At 51.6% G+C, this 13,678-nt stretch carries 14 protein-coding genes; 7 read left to right on the top strand and 7 right to left on the bottom strand.

All coding sequences use genetic code 11. The annotated features are described in order from the left end of the window. Positions 1-11 precede the first annotated feature (11 nt). From accC to purH, 5 genes are all read left to right on the top strand, one after another. Positions 12-1,355: an acetyl-CoA carboxylase biotin carboxylase subunit gene (gene accC / locus AAY72_RS11030; RefSeq protein WP_057787514.1), complete on the top strand. Its 1,344-nt coding sequence runs from the start codon at positions 12-14 to the stop codon at positions 1,353-1,355. 129 nt (positions 1,356-1,484) lie between these two features. After that, on the top strand, positions 1,485-2,366 hold the full coding sequence (gene prmA / locus AAY72_RS11035; protein ID WP_057787516.1) for a 50S ribosomal protein L11 methyltransferase: 882 nt from the start codon (positions 1,485-1,487) through the stop codon (positions 2,364-2,366). A gap of 253 nt (positions 2,367-2,619) precedes the next feature. Further along, a complete protein-coding gene (gene dusB, locus AAY72_RS11040; RefSeq protein WP_008984489.1) occupies positions 2,620-3,591 on the top strand; it encodes a tRNA dihydrouridine synthase DusB in 972 nt (323 codons plus the stop codon). Between the two features lie 17 nt (positions 3,592-3,608). Next, positions 3,609-3,899: a DNA-binding transcriptional regulator Fis gene (gene fis / locus AAY72_RS11045; RefSeq protein WP_008607059.1), complete on the top strand. Its 291-nt coding sequence runs from the start codon at positions 3,609-3,611 to the stop codon at positions 3,897-3,899. A 168-nt stretch (positions 3,900-4,067) separates the two neighbouring features. Then, the gene (gene purH / locus AAY72_RS11050; protein WP_057787518.1) at positions 4,068-5,651 is read left to right on the top strand and encodes a bifunctional phosphoribosylaminoimidazolecarboxamide formyltransferase/IMP cyclohydrolase; all 1,584 of its coding nucleotides are present in this window, start codon (positions 4,068-4,070) and stop codon (positions 5,649-5,651) included. A 53-nt stretch (positions 5,652-5,704) separates the two neighbouring features. Here the strand turns inward: purH and AAY72_RS11055 are convergent, their stop codons facing one another. The 4 genes from AAY72_RS11055 to AAY72_RS11070 all read right to left on the bottom strand — a co-directional run bounded on the left by AAY72_RS11055 (position 5,705) and on the right by AAY72_RS11070 (position 8,065). Further along, positions 5,705-6,055 (bottom strand): PAS domain-containing protein, encoded by a 351-nt coding sequence (locus AAY72_RS11055; protein ID WP_057787520.1) that lies wholly within the window; start codon positions 6,053-6,055, stop codon positions 5,705-5,707. After that, the gene (locus tag AAY72_RS11060) at positions 6,042-6,869 is read right to left on the bottom strand and encodes an alpha/beta fold hydrolase (RefSeq protein ID WP_057787521.1); all 828 of its coding nucleotides are present in this window, start codon (positions 6,867-6,869) and stop codon (positions 6,042-6,044) included. The genes AAY72_RS11055 and AAY72_RS11060 overlap by 14 nt, the downstream gene beginning before the upstream one ends. A gap of 101 nt (positions 6,870-6,970) precedes the next feature. Next, positions 6,971-7,447, bottom strand: coding sequence for a histidine phosphatase family protein (locus tag AAY72_RS11065; protein WP_008984493.1), 477 nt, complete (start codon positions 7,445-7,447; stop codon positions 6,971-6,973). Positions 7,448-7,501: 54 nt separating this feature from the next. Further along, positions 7,502-8,065: a GrpB family protein gene (locus AAY72_RS11070; protein WP_057787523.1), complete on the bottom strand. Its 564-nt coding sequence runs from the start codon at positions 8,063-8,065 to the stop codon at positions 7,502-7,504. A gap of 146 nt (positions 8,066-8,211) precedes the next feature. Between AAY72_RS11070 and suhB the strand changes: the two genes are divergently transcribed. Together suhB and AAY72_RS11080 are read left to right on the top strand one after the other, a co-directional pair. Beyond that, positions 8,212-9,015: an inositol-1-monophosphatase gene (gene suhB, locus AAY72_RS11075; protein ID WP_008607043.1), complete on the top strand. Its 804-nt coding sequence runs from the start codon at positions 8,212-8,214 to the stop codon at positions 9,013-9,015. Between the two features lie 124 nt (positions 9,016-9,139). Then, entirely contained in the window at positions 9,140-10,390 is a 1,251-nt protein-coding gene (locus tag AAY72_RS11080; protein ID WP_197408407.1) for a mechanosensitive ion channel family protein, read from the top strand. A gap of 37 nt (positions 10,391-10,427) precedes the next feature. Here AAY72_RS11080 and AAY72_RS11085 read toward each other — a convergent pair whose 3' ends face one another. The 3 genes from AAY72_RS11085 to secD are packed head-to-tail and all read right to left on the bottom strand — an operon-like array spanning position 10,428 to position 13,670. Beyond that, positions 10,428-10,796, bottom strand: coding sequence for a rhodanese-like domain-containing protein (locus AAY72_RS11085; protein ID WP_008984496.1), 369 nt, complete (start codon positions 10,794-10,796; stop codon positions 10,428-10,430). 60 nt (positions 10,797-10,856) lie between these two features. Next, positions 10,857-11,804 carry a protein translocase subunit SecF gene (gene secF / locus AAY72_RS11090; protein ID WP_008984497.1) on the bottom strand — a complete coding sequence of 316 codons (948 nt, stop codon included), beginning with the start codon at positions 11,802-11,804 and terminating at the stop codon, positions 10,857-10,859. A 9-nt stretch (positions 11,805-11,813) separates the two neighbouring features. Then, positions 11,814-13,670: a protein translocase subunit SecD gene (secD, locus tag AAY72_RS11095; RefSeq protein ID WP_057787525.1), complete on the bottom strand. Its 1,857-nt coding sequence runs from the start codon at positions 13,668-13,670 to the stop codon at positions 11,814-11,816. Positions 13,671-13,678: the final 8 nt, after the last annotated feature.

Consider the following 13,678-nt stretch of genomic DNA (forward strand, 5'->3'; position numbering starts at 1 on the left):
AGGACGCACTGATGCTGGAAAAAGTCCTGATCGCAAACCGAGGCGAAATTGCGCTGCGCATTTTGCGTGCCTGCAAAGAGCTCGGGATCAAGACGGTAGCCGTGCACTCCACGGTTGACCGTAATTTAAAGCACGTGCTGCTGGCCGATGAAACCATCTGTATTGGCCCGGCACCGTCACCACAAAGCTATTTGAATATCCCCGCGCTGATCGCGGCGGCCGAAGTGACCAATGCCCAGGCCATCCACCCGGGTTACGGTTTTTTAGCCGAGCGCGCTGACTTTGCGCAGCAGGTTGAAGAAAGCGGCCTGGTCTTTATCGGCCCGCACCCGGATTCGATCCGGCTGATGGGTGATAAGGTTTCTGCCATTGAAGCAATGAAAAAAGCCGGCGTACCCTGTGTACCGGGCTCAGACGGCGCAGTCGGCGATGATGCAGCCACTAATAAAGCGATCGCGAAACGCATTGGTTACCCTATTATCGTTAAGGCTGCCGGTGGCGGTGGTGGCCGCGGTATGCGCGTGGTACGTAGCGAAGAAGAACTGGTTAGCTCAATTGAAATGACCAAGGCCGAAGCCAAGGCCGCCTTTGGTAATGACATGGTGTATATGGAGAAATTCCTGGAAAACCCACGTCATATCGAAATTCAGGTGCTGGCGGATGGTCAGGGCAATGCGATTCACTTAGGTGAACGTGACTGTTCAATGCAGCGCCGCCATCAAAAAGTGGTTGAAGAAGCACCGGCACCAGGCATTACACCAGAGCTGCGTGCCTTTATCGGTGGTCGTTGTGTCGATGCCTGTAAGGTGATGAACTACCGCGGCGCCGGTACTTTCGAGTTTCTGTTTGAAAACGGCGAATTCTTCTTTATCGAGATGAATACCCGCATTCAGGTAGAACACCCGGTTACTGAGATGATCACCGGCGTTGACCTGATTAAAGAGCAGCTGCGCATTGCCTCTGGCATGCCTCTGACCATTAAGCAGGAAGATATCGTGATCCGTGGCCATGCGATGGAATGCCGGATTAACGCCGAGGACCCGGTTAGCTTTATTCCGTCGCCAGGTAAAATCACCCGCTTCCATCCACCAGGTGGTAACGGCATCCGTTGGGATTCGCATATCTATGCCGATTACAGCGTACCGCCAAACTACGACTCCATGGTTGGCAAGCTGATTACCTACGGTGAGAGCCGTGATATCGCCATCGCGCGGATGCGTAACGCCCTGGACGAGTTACTGGTTGAAGGCATTAAAACCAATATCCCGCTGCATAAAGATATTATGCGCGATGCCGGTTTCTGCCAAGGCGGCACCAATATCCATTATCTGGAAAAGAAACTGGGTATTAAGTAAACCGCGGTATTTGCACGTGAAAAAGGAGCCTGCATGGCTCCTTTTTTTATTTTCCTGGTTTCGTGACGAGCAAAATCCGGCGTTTGGGTATACAATATCGCCCCTTTATTGGCGAGCTGAGGTTTTATCATGCCCTGGATCCAACTGCGGGTCACCACCACTGAGAAAAAAGCCGAGCAGGTCAGCGATATGCTGATGAGCTGGGGCGCCCAGGCGGTAACCTTTCTTGATGCCAAAGATACGCCAATTTATGAGCCGCTGCCGGGGGAAATCCTGTACTGGGAAAATACCGTGGTAATGGGCTTATTTGATGCCGAACACCCGATGCAAAAAGTGCTGAAGCAGTTGGAAAGCACGGCGCTGTTTAAAGAAGGTCTCAGCTATAAGCTGGAACAGCTGGAAGATAAAGACTGGGAACGCGAGTGGATGGATAACTTCCACCCGATTAAATTTGGCAAGCGCTTATGGGTTTGCCCCAGTTGGCGCGATATTCCGGACCCGACAGCCGTTAACGTGCTGCTGGATCCGGGCCTGGCCTTTGGTACCGGTACCCACCCTACTACCGCACTTTGTATGCAATGGCTGGATCAGCATATCGAACCGGCACAAACCGTGGTCGATTTTGGCTGCGGCTCCGGCATTCTCGGCATTGCCGCGCTGAAACTGGGCGCCAACCGGGTGGTCGGTATCGATATTGACCCGCAGGCGATTATGGCCTCTAAAGCCAACGCCGAGCGTAATGGCGTAGCCGGGCAAATTGAATTGTATTTACCCAAAGATCAACCCAGCTTGCAGGCCGATGTGGTGGTGGCCAATATCCTGGCCGGCCCGTTGGCGGAACTCTCTGCCGTTATCAGCGCCTATGTTAAACCGGGCGGTTTACTGGCGTTATCCGGTATTCTGGAGAGTCAGGCGCAAAGCGTCATGGCAGCCTATGCCAGCGAATTTGCGTTTGACCCTATCGCGGTACAGGAAGAATGGGTGCGCTTAAGCGCGCGGAAAATCGCCTGATTCAGGCGCAATTCAGCCGATTATGTTTTGCTGGCTACTGTTGCAAAAAACAGCAACAGTTAAATTATCTTTTAATGACATGCAGTAAATTCGCGGGCCTGCTTTTCGGAAAACACTTATTTTCAGCCTTTTAGGGAATGTCAATCCCTGAAAGGGCAAAAAAAAGCAAAAATTGTTTAAAAAACAGCCTTTGCTTTAGTGGTAAAAATCCGTAAACTTAGCGCCCCTTGAGGACAGAGCCTTGGAATCAGTGGTGCGCATAGGTCCATATCAGTTAGCGAATCAGGTGATCTGCGCTCCGATGGCTGGGGTAACCGATCACACTTTTCGTGAACTCTGCCGCCGTTTTGGTGCGGCTTTAGCTGTGTCAGAGATGCTGTCGAGCAATCCGCAGGTCTGGCAAAGCGAAAAGTCACAAAATCGGATGGGCCATCGCCAGGAGTCTGGCATTCGCTCAGTGCAAATTGCCGGCAGCGATCCGGAACAAATGGCTGCCGCCGCGCAGTATAACGTCGACATCGGCGCCGATATTATCGACATTAATATGGGTTGCCCGGCGAAAAAGGTGAATAAAAAGCTGGCAGGCTCAGCCCTGTTGCAATACCCAGAGCTGGTAGAGCAAATCGTGCGGGCAGTAGTACAGGCCGTTAAGGTACCGGTAACACTGAAGATCCGCACTGGCTGGGACCCGGAACATCGCAATGGCGTGCAAATCGCCCGCATTGCCGAGGATAACGGCATTCAGGCACTGGCGGTGCATGGCCGCACCAAAGCCTGTATGTATAAAGGAGAAGCCGAGTACGACACCATTGCTGCGATTAAGCAGCAAGTGAAGATACCGGTCATCGCCAATGGTGATATAACCTCACCGGAAAAAGCGCAATTCGTGCTCGACTACACCGGCGCCGACGCCATTATGATTGGTCGCGCGGCCCAGGGTCGGCCATGGATTTTCCGGGAAGTGGTGCACTATCTGGCAACAGGGGAGAAACTGGCTGCGCCTTCGGTTAGCGAAGTGCAGCAAATCATGCTGGAACATGTGCAGGGCTTGCACCAGTTATATGGTGACTATGCCGGTGCCCGTATCGCCCGCAAACATGTGGGCTGGTACCTGGCAGAGCATGATCCGGATGGGTTATTTCGTAGTGAATTCAACGGTATTGAGCATGCCAATGTGCAGCTGGATGCCTTAAATAGCTATTTTCATAAACTAGCAGCAACCTAACGTAAAAGAGAAAAGCAATGTTTAATTCGAACGTTACTTCGCCATTTATCACTAACGCCCACGTTCAGTCTCAGGAAAAGCCACAGGCCTTATCCAGTGCCGTCCAAAAAGCTGTTGCCAATTACCTGCAACAGTTAAACGGCCAGGACGTTAACGATCTGTACGAGCTGGTATTATCTGAATTAGAGCGGCCATTACTGGAAGAAGTAATGAAATATACCCGCGGCAACCAAACCCGTGCCGCTAACCTGATGGGTATCAACCGCGGCACGCTGCGCAAAAAGTTAAAACAATACGGCATGTCATAATGCCACGCGGGGTCGGCCCCGCTACAAGCACCTTCGGGTGCTTTTTTATTGGCTAAACTTGAGTGACAAAATAGCAGGCTGGCAGCTGCAGCCAGCCTGAAGCAAGCAATAGCAAGCATTCGTTTCTGTGACAACCGTGACGACAACCGTGACAAAGAGAACCCGCTGATGAATACACTTCGCCCTGTGCGCCGCGCTTTATTAAGCGTATCTGATAAAACCGGTATTGTAGAATTTGCCAAAGCCCTGGCCGCAATGCAGGTTGAGATCCTGTCTACCGGTGGTACCGCCAAACTGTTGGCCGAGCAAGGTATCGCCGTGATTGAAGTATCAGACTACACCGGTCATCCGGAAATTATGGATGGCCGGGTAAAGACCCTGCACCCGAAAATTCACGGCGGTATTCTGGCGCGCCGCGGCAACGACGAAGCGGTAATGGTAGCCAATAATATTGGCCCTATTGATCTGGTGGTGGTTAACCTGTATCCCTTTGCCAATACGGTCGCTAAACCTGGCTGCACCTTAGCCGACGCGGTAGAAAATATCGATATCGGTGGCCCAACTATGGTACGTGCGGCAGCGAAAAACCATCATGACGTTACCATTATCGTCAATGCCAGTGATTATCCGAAAGTGCTGGCTGAACTTAACGCCAATAATGGTGCCACCACCTTAGAAACCCGTTTTAGCCTGGCGATCAGCGCCTTTGAACATACAGCACAGTACGATGGCATGATTGCCAATTACTTTGGTGCCATGTTACCGGCTTATGGCAGCGAAGAGCCAGCCAGCCGTTTCCCGCGCACCTTTAACAGCCAGTTTGTGAAAAAACAGGACTTACGTTACGGCGAAAACAGCCACCAGCAAGCCGCCTTCTATGTTGATGCCAACGCCACTGAGGCTTGCGTCTCGACCGCGACGCAGCTGCAGGGTAAGGCGCTGTCTTACAATAATATCGCGGATACCGATGCGGCGCTGGAGTGTGTTAAAGAGTTTGCTGAACCGGCCTGTGTGATAGTCAAACACGCTAACCCTTGTGGTGTGGCGATTGGCGAGCACATTCTGGATGCCTATAACCGCGCTTACAGCACGGATCCGACCTCGGCTTTTGGTGGCATTATTGCCTTTAACCGTGAGCTGGATGCGACTACCGCCCAAGAGATTGTTAGCCGTCAGTTTGTCGAAGTGATTATTGCCCCGAGCGCCAGCGCTGAAGCCGTTGCCGTAGTGGCGAGCAAGCCGAATGTCCGCTTATTGGTGTGTGGCGACTTTGCCGCTGCGGCACCGGCGCTGGATATGAAACAGGTTAACGGCGGTATTTTACTGCAAGACCGTGATCAACACCGCATCAGCGAGTCGGATCTAAAGGTCGTGACCAAACGGCAACCGACAGCGCAAGAGCTAAAAGATCTGCTGTTCTGCTGGAAGGTCGCTAAGTTTGTCAAATCCAATGCCATTGTTTATGTGAAAGACAGCATGACCATTGGTGTCGGCGCCGGTCAGATGAGTCGCGTTTACAGCGCAAAAATTGCTGGTATTAAAGCAGCAGACGAGAAACTGGAAGTAAAAGGGTCAGTGATGGCTTCAGATGCCTTCTTCCCGTTCCGCGACGGTATTGATGCCGCTGCCGCTGCCGGTATTACGGCAGTGATTCAGCCAGGTGGCTCAATGCGCGATGCCGAAGTGATTGCCGCCGCCGACGAGCACGGTATGGCGATGGTGTTTACCGGCGTGCGGCATTTCCGCCACTAATACGTTGTCAAACCCGACTGTAAGCGAAACAGGCTGCCAGTTTGGCAGCCTGTTTAGTTTTTTGGCACCGGCAACAATGCCAGCTGGTAGGTGGGCTCTGCCGCACCATGTTCCGGGGCAATGGCCTTACCGCTGGCCAGCATTTCGATTTGATGGCCATTTTGCTTACGCAGCGTCAGATAGCAGCCGCTCAGCTTACCGTAGTGTTGAATCGCCGGTAACACATGGGCCAAAAACAGCACCCGACTGGCCGGCGGCAATAGCTGATAAATATCCTGCTGCAATAAAAACTGTTCAGAGTAACCAAGCCAACTGCGTAGTGGCAGATTAATAGCCAGAATTTTCTGCCGCGCGGATAATGTCAGGATACCGCAAGGTAGCTGATCCAGTTCAAACAACACCATAACCGAGCTCCCGTTTAATCTGCTCTGCTAACAGTTGCGGCTGACAAAGCTGCGGATAATGGCCGCGGACATTTAGCAATACCGCTCTGGCTTGTGGTAGCTTGGCGACCAGGTAATCAATGGCTTGCTGCGGCACTATCATATCGGCCTTAGTATAAAAAATCGTTACTGGTATCGGCACTTGTGGTAAAGCTGCACGGATGTCGACATAAAATACTAAGCGGGCAAAATGGCGGCTAAACGCCGGGTTGTTACTTAAAAAACTCTGCGTCAACTGCTGGCTTACCACTGAATTCTCGGGCTCATCCAACACCTTGGGCGCTAAGATGCCTGCCCAGCCAAACTGGTTTTGTGCCATTAGCTGTAATAACTGCTCAATATCAGCCGTGTCAAAACCGCCGTAATAATCCGGTGCATTCTGATAACGGGCTGAAGGGGTAATCGCCAGAATTTTCTTAAAGCGCTGCGGCTGGCGGATTGCCGCTAGCATACCGATCGCACTACTAATAGAGTGCGCCAGTAACAACACTGAACTGAGTTGCAGTTCCGCCAGCAAAGCCAGTAGGTCATCGGCATAGGCCTGTAAATCAGGGTAATCCGCAATTGCGTCTTCATCAACCTGACTGCCACCACAGCCGGCATAATCGAATAACACCAGCTTTAATGGTAAAGACTGCAGCTGCGGCAGAAGTTTTTGCCAGATCCGCTGATCACAACCAAAACCGTGCGCCATTACCAATGTCTGGCTGCCACTGCCGAGCACGCGGGCATTGAGCTTTTGCATCATGGGTGTTACGGCCGGCTCTACACTCATCTACGTCTGTTCCACTGCAGATTATCGTTCGAGTGTAACACAGTCATAGCGGCGCAACAGCGCTGTTTTTCAGACACTGAACGCAAATTATACGCGACCAGCTAATCCATCAATCGCACCGGGATGGACCACTGCAAGCAGGCATTGTCCTGCTGCAGATCAAGACAGGTTAACGAGGCCTTACGTACCTTTAGCAGTGGCTGCTCAGCACCGAGCAAAGCGCTGATTAACGCCGAGAAGTCCGGTTCATGCCCAACCAGCAACACCTGCTGCGGCCAGGCCAAGCTGGCCTGCTGCAGTGCGGTTAACGCCTGGCTGGTTGGCGTTTCCAGTGCCAGCCAATCCCGTTCCTCAGCCGGCGGTAACCTTGCCACCTTACTGACGATAGCTGCTGTTTGGCTAGCTCTGGGGTAAGGGCTGCTTAGCACCAACTGCGGCGTCAGATTGTACTTCAACATAAAGTTAGCCACCTTGCGTGCCTGCAACCGGCCTTTTTCAATTAAACAGCGGTCAATATCCAACTGACCGGGGCGAATTACTTCGGCTGTGGCGTGGCGCAAGAAAAATAGGCTGGTCATAACAAAACCCTAAGTTAAAGTTGTCATGCATTAAACGCGTTTAAAATGATTTTTTTATGACGACGCAGCGATCCGAGCCATTAATTGCCGGATAAAATGCGCTTTCGCCAAATTGTACGCCTGGCGATCGTCAGCAAAATCTGCTGCAGCCTGACGTTTAATCCTGGCGTACTCAGCAGCCACAAGCGGATGCTGCTGCAAATAATGACAAAATATCAGCTTCTGCCAATGTTCCGAATCGGGCGTCAGCATATGCAAATGATGGCTACGCTGCCCCTCGGCGTTACGTTTAATAAACCACAGATAGTCTATCTCCTGCTCGCCTTTAACCTTTGGCCGCCAAAATAGTTGATATCCCTCAGCTGCCATCAATGGCGCAGCCTGGTCCCGGATCTGTTCTAAATCTGCAACTTCCACTAATAAATCAATAATGGGTTTGGCAGGCATCCCCGGAATGGCAGTGCTGCCAAAATGCTCGATGCGACCACAGAAAAATTGTGGCCAGCGCGCTCTGAGTAACGCTGCTTCAGCGGCAGCTTGTGCCGGCCAGCTAGCTTGCCAGTCGCTAAGCCAAACCGGCTCGGCCAGCGCTTGTTGGGGGTATTTAGACTCTGTCATGACTTTTTCCGCGACCGACGGCTACTAGCGAGCATAGCAAACACGAATTCACTGCACAAAGCTTTACTTTTTCCGCCCAGCGGCTACAATACGCGCCGCTCTTTTGATTGTTCTTTATACAGCTCTTTACAAATAAGGTAATCGCTATGCATCCGATGTTAAACATCGCAATCCGTGCTGCGCGCAGCGCAGGTAATGTTATCGCCCGGGCCTGTGGCCAGCTGGACATGGTTCAGAAACTACAGAAAGGCACTAACGACTTCGTCACCAACGTTGATCGTGAAGCTGAACAGGCTATCGTGGCTGTATTAAAGAAATCCTTCCCAACCCACGGTATTGTTGGCGAAGAGCATGGCGATTACGGTAATAATGACAGCGAATTCCAATGGATTATTGATCCGCTGGATGGCACCACCAACTTTATTAAAGGCATTCCGCACTTCGCGGTCTCCATCGCCTTAAAACACCAGGGTAAATTAGACCAGGCAGTGATCTTCGATCCGCTGCGTGGTGAGCTGTTTACTGCCTCACGTGGCCGTGGCGCCCAGTTAAATGGTACCCGCATCCGGGTTAATAATTTACCGGATTTGGAAGGCACTATCCTGGCCACCGGTTTTCCGTTTAAAGCCAAACACCATTTAGACAGCTACAGCAAAATCTTTAACAGCTTCTTTGCCGATTGCGCTGATATGCGCCGTACCGGCTCGGCCGCACTGGATTTAGCCTATGTTGCAGCGGGTCGCTTTGATGGCTTCTGGGAAATCGGCTTAAAGCCATGGGATATCGCTGCCGGTGAACTGATTGTGCGTGAAGCCGGTGGTATGGTCTGTGACTTTGCCGGCGGCAATAACCATATGAAGAGTGGTAATATCGTTGCTGCCAGCCCGAAAGTACTGCAGGCGATGGTGAAAGATATGCGTCCACACTTATCAGAAACTCTGGCTAAGTAAGCTAAGCTAATCCTGAAAATCCGGCGCTTGCCGGATTTTTTTTTTGCAACTTTTCCATGCAAGCGGCAGACTAGGCTCTGGTTTGCTGGCAGATAAGCCGGCTGCAGATAGTTATGAGGAAACTATGCAAGAACAATGGGCACTAGTTGACACCTGGTCGGCGGAGCATGGTCAGCTGGCAATGTGGGCGGGCCTGGCTATTTTACTCAGCTTGGCATGGCTGGCGAACTTTATTGTTAAACATATTTTATTACGGGCGGTATTCCGCTTATTAGGTTTACAAAAGCAGCAATGTGAGCAGCGCGGACTGGATTTTCGTTTTGTAAACCGCCTGGCAAATGTGGTGCCGGCGCTGGTGATCTCCACCCTGATTAGCCGGGTACCGCAGCTGCCGGAACTGCTGACGACAGTTACCATTAATGTTAGCAATGCCTTTGTCGTGCTGACCATCGCTATTGCTATCAGTAATCTGCTTACGCTGATTAATACTTTGTATTCGCGTCGGCCAGACGCTAACAACAAACCGATTAAAGGCTATATCCAGCTGTTAAAGATTGTGATCTATGCCGTCGCCCTGATCCTGATGATTGCCGCCCTCTTTGATCGTTCACCGCTGATTTTGCTGTCGGGCTTGGGTGCAATGGCGGCCGTGCTGATGTTGATTTTTCAGGATACTTTGCTATCGCTGGTTGCCAGTGTGCAAATTTCATCCAATGATGTGATTCGGGTCGGCGATTGGGTCGAAATGCCACAATTAAATGCTGATGGTGATGTCATTGACATCGCGCTGCATACCGTAAAGATTCAGAACTGGGACCGCACCATCACCACCATCCCAACCCGGCGTTTTATGACAGATCCGTTTAAAAACTGGCGCGGGATGCAGGAGTCTGGTGGCCGTCGCATTAAACGTAGCCTGATGTTGGATCAGCAAAGTGTCAGTTTTCTGGATACTGAGCAAATAAGCCGTTTGAGCCGCTTTCGTTTGTTACAGAGCTACCTGGCAGCTAAACAGCGCGAGATCGACGAATGGAACCAGACATTAGCCGAGCAAGGCAAGGAGCCGGTAAATACCCGCCGCATTACCAATATCGGCACTTTTCGTGCGTATGTCCTGAATTATCTGAAACATCACGCCAGTATTCATCAGAATATGACCTGCATGGTCCGGCAACTGGCACCATCAGCTGACGGCTTACCGTTAGAAATTTATTGCTTTACCAGTACCACTGCCTGGTTAGAGTATGAGGGTATTCAGTCAGATATTTTCGACCACTTGCTGGCAATTTTACCTGAATTCGGCTTACGGGTGTATCAGCATCCCAGTGGCATGGATGTAAGAGCCTTACAGAGTGTCTTGGCGCAGCAGCATTAATTGCTGCGCCGGCAGCTTGGCAGCACACAGGGCCCGCTTAGGGCCGGACCAGCGGCAAATTGCGCTGCTGCCACTCGCGGTAACCGCCAGCTAAGCTTAATACCTGCTGATACCCCATTTGCTGTAAGGTTTGTGCAGATAAGGCTGAGCGATAGCCACCGCCGCAGTACAACACGATCTTTTGCTTCTTATCCGGTACGGTTTGCTCGATATCGCGTTCAATAATCCCCTTACCCAGATGCATCGCCTCTGGCAAGTGCCCGGCTAACCATTCATGATCTTCGCGGATATCCAGTAACACATAGGGTTCCTGATGGCTCAGCAGCTCATCAATGGATATTTCCTTAATCTGCGCTTTGGCCGCCGCAACTAAGGCCAGAAAACCCGGTGCATGTTGTTTGCTCACGCTTTACTCCATAAAAAATGCCAGTCATTGACTGGCATTTTTAGCACAACTCGTACCAAATTACATTAGCGGCTCAGTACCCTCGCCTTCTTTTTCCGGCGGTGGCGGCGGTAGCATATCTTCGCGATTCAGCCCCAGTTGCACAGCGATACCGCTGGCGACAAAGACCGACGAATAGGTACCAATCGCAATACCAAATAACAGCGCCGTCGCAAAGTTATGAATTAAGGCACCGCCCATATAAAACAGCACGACTAATACTACTATGGTGGTTAACGAGGTCACCACAGTCCGGTTTAGCGTTGACGTTACGGCATCGTTCACGGTTTCTTCGGCAGTGGCATCACGCAACTTACGGAAGCTTTCACGAATACGGTCAAACACCACTATAGTATCGTTAATCGAATAACCGATTAACGCCAAGATCGCCGCCAGTACCGTCAGGTCGAATTCCAGTTGCAGTAACGAGAACAAGCCAAGCGTAATGATGACGTCGTGGGCCAATGCCAGTACCGCACCTACCGACAAACGCCATTCAAAGCGCATACCAACGTACAGTAAGATACCCAGCAGAGCAACCAGCATGGCTAAGCCACCTTGCTCGCGCAGTTCACCGCCAACGGAAGGCCCGACAAACTCAATACGGCGCATTTCAACGCCATCGGCGGTTGTTTGGGCCAGCGCCGTCAGAATTTCATTAGAAATCCGGCTTTGTTCCACACCGTCACGCGGCGCAATCCGGATTGAAATATCCTGGCTTGAGCCAAAATATTGCACCACGGCATCCGCATAACCGCGCTCGGCCAGCACATTGCGAACCTGCGTCAGATCCGCATCTTGCGTAAAGCCGACTTCCAACACGGTACCACCGGTAAAATCCAGGCCCCAGTTAATGCCTTTTACCGCTAACAAGCCGAGCGAGCCAAGCACCAGCAACGCTGACAACATCAGCGCCGGCCATTTGAAGCGCATAAAGTTTAGTGCTTCAGAAAAACTAAAAATTCTCACTGTGCCTCCTTACATTGGCAGCGACTGTACACGACGGCCGCCCCAGAACAGATTCACCAGTAAGCGGGTACCCACTACCGCAGTGAAAATCGAGGTTAAAATACCAATCGCCAGCGTAATAGCAAAGCCTTTAACCGGGCCGGTACCAATACCAAACAGGATGAGTGCCACCAGTAAGGTCGTAATATTAGAGTCGGCAATAGTGGCAAAGGCGCGATCATAACCCTGATGGATGGCCTGCTGTACCGAGCGGCCCTCAGCCAACTCTTCGCGGATCCGCTCAAAGATCAGTACGTTGGCATCAACCGCCATACCTACCGTTAATACGATACCCGCCATACCGGGTAAGGTCAGGGTAGCGCCCGGAATCATCGACATCACACCCACTATCAGCACCAGATTAGCCACCAGCGCACAGTTGGCAATCAGGCCAAACACCTTGTAGTAGACGACCATAAAGATCAACACCACCACCATACCCCACATAATCGCCGTCATACCCAGATCAATGTTCTCCTGACCTAAGCTTGGACCGATAGTACGTTCTTCGATAATTTGGGTCGGGGCAATCAGCGCACCGGCTCGCAATAACAACGCCAGGTTCTGCGCTTCGGCCGGGTTACCGATGCCGGTAATGCGGAAGCTGCGGCCAAGCCGCGCCTGAATGGTAGCAGCATTAATCACTTCTTCATGCTTGACCAAAACCGGGGTTCCGTCTGCCTGTAACTCTTCACCCGGCTTGTATTCGATAAAGACGGTGGCCATGCGACGACCAATTGAGTCGCGCGTTGCGGTAGACAGTAAATTACCACCTTGCGCATCCAGCGAGATATTAACTTGTGGCTGACCATATTCATCATAACTTGAGCTGGCATTGGTAATATGCTCACCGGTTAACATCACCCGGTTTTCCAGCAGATAAGGCTGACCGCTACGGTCATAATATAAACCGGCACCTGGCGGTAAACGACCATTCAAGGCCGCGGCTAAGTCACCCTGCTCATCGACCAGACGGAATTCCAAGGTTGCCGTGGCACCCAGAATTTCTTTGGCTTGCGCCGGATCCTGCACGCCCGGCAGCTGTACGATAATCCGGTCAGCGCCCTGACGTTGCACCAGTGGCTCAGCAACGCCAATTTCGTTTACCCGATTGCGGATAATAGTAATGTTTTGATTTAACGCATATTCCCGGATTTCTTTAATCCGATTCTCACTCAGTGTGACATTCAAACTAAACTCGGCAGCACCCTCGCTAAACACAAACTCCCGGTCAATTTTACTCAGCGCACTGCGGGCTGCCGTTACATCTTCCGCTGAACGCAGCAGGATCTGCACTTCGCCACGCTCTAAATCTGCAGCTACTGAGCGATAACGAACCCGAGCTTCACGCAAGTCAGCACGGAAAGCCTGTACCAGATCATTGATATTCTTATCCATAGCGGCTTTCATATCGACCGCCATCAGGAAATGCACACCACCGCGTAAGTCCAGACCTAATTTCATTGGGCTGGCGCCAATTGAGGCCAACCAGTCCGGTGTGGTCGGTACCAGGTTTAACGCCGTAACATAGTTAACGTTACCCAGTAACTCGGTGGCAACCTGCCTTGCCCGTAACTGCTCTTCCGCCGATTGAAAACGGGCCAATACCTGCCCGGCTTCCAGCGTGACCGCTTTAGGGGTAATACCGGCGCTGGTGAAAGCCTGCTCCAGCTGTTGCCTTGTGGTTTCTGATACCGCGCCACCGCGGGTAGCGTTAATATTTAGTGCCGGATCTTCCGGATATAAATTGGGCATGGCATACACCAATGCCAGCAGCAGTACCCCTATTACCACGAAGTACCGCCAGAGCGGATTTTGGTTTAACACTCAGAGTT

Source organism: Alishewanella sp. WH16-1, from assembly GCF_001441695.1.
In the GTDB taxonomy this organism is placed as follows: Bacteria; Pseudomonadota; Gammaproteobacteria; order Enterobacterales; family Alteromonadaceae; genus Alishewanella; species Alishewanella agri.

Excerpts from the sequence above, each read along its gene's own strand:
- AAY72_RS11080 (WP_197408407.1), top strand. The coding sequence starts at position 9,140 with ATGCAAGAACAATGGGCACTAGTTGACACCTGGTCGGCGGAGCATGGT.
- prmA (WP_057787516.1), top strand. The coding sequence starts at position 1,485 with ATGCCCTGGATCCAACTGCGGGTCACCACCACTGAGAAAAAAGCCGAG.
- AAY72_RS11065 (WP_008984493.1), bottom strand. The coding sequence starts at position 7,447 with ATGACCAGCCTATTTTTCTTGCGCCACGCCACAGCCGAAGTAATTCGC.
- purH (WP_057787518.1), top strand. The coding sequence starts at position 4,068 with ATGAATACACTTCGCCCTGTGCGCCGCGCTTTATTAAGCGTATCTGAT.
- AAY72_RS11055 (WP_057787520.1), bottom strand. The coding sequence starts at position 6,055 with ATGGTGTTGTTTGAACTGGATCAGCTACCTTGCGGTATCCTGACATTA.
- accC (WP_057787514.1), top strand. The coding sequence starts at position 12 with ATGCTGGAAAAAGTCCTGATCGCAAACCGAGGCGAAATTGCGCTGCGC.
- AAY72_RS11060 (WP_057787521.1), bottom strand. The coding sequence starts at position 6,869 with ATGAGTGTAGAGCCGGCCGTAACACCCATGATGCAAAAGCTCAATGCC.
- fis (WP_008607059.1), top strand. The coding sequence starts at position 3,609 with ATGTTTAATTCGAACGTTACTTCGCCATTTATCACTAACGCCCACGTT.
- AAY72_RS11070 (WP_057787523.1), bottom strand. The coding sequence starts at position 8,065 with ATGACAGAGTCTAAATACCCCCAACAAGCGCTGGCCGAGCCGGTTTGG.
- suhB (WP_008607043.1), top strand. The coding sequence starts at position 8,212 with ATGCATCCGATGTTAAACATCGCAATCCGTGCTGCGCGCAGCGCAGGT.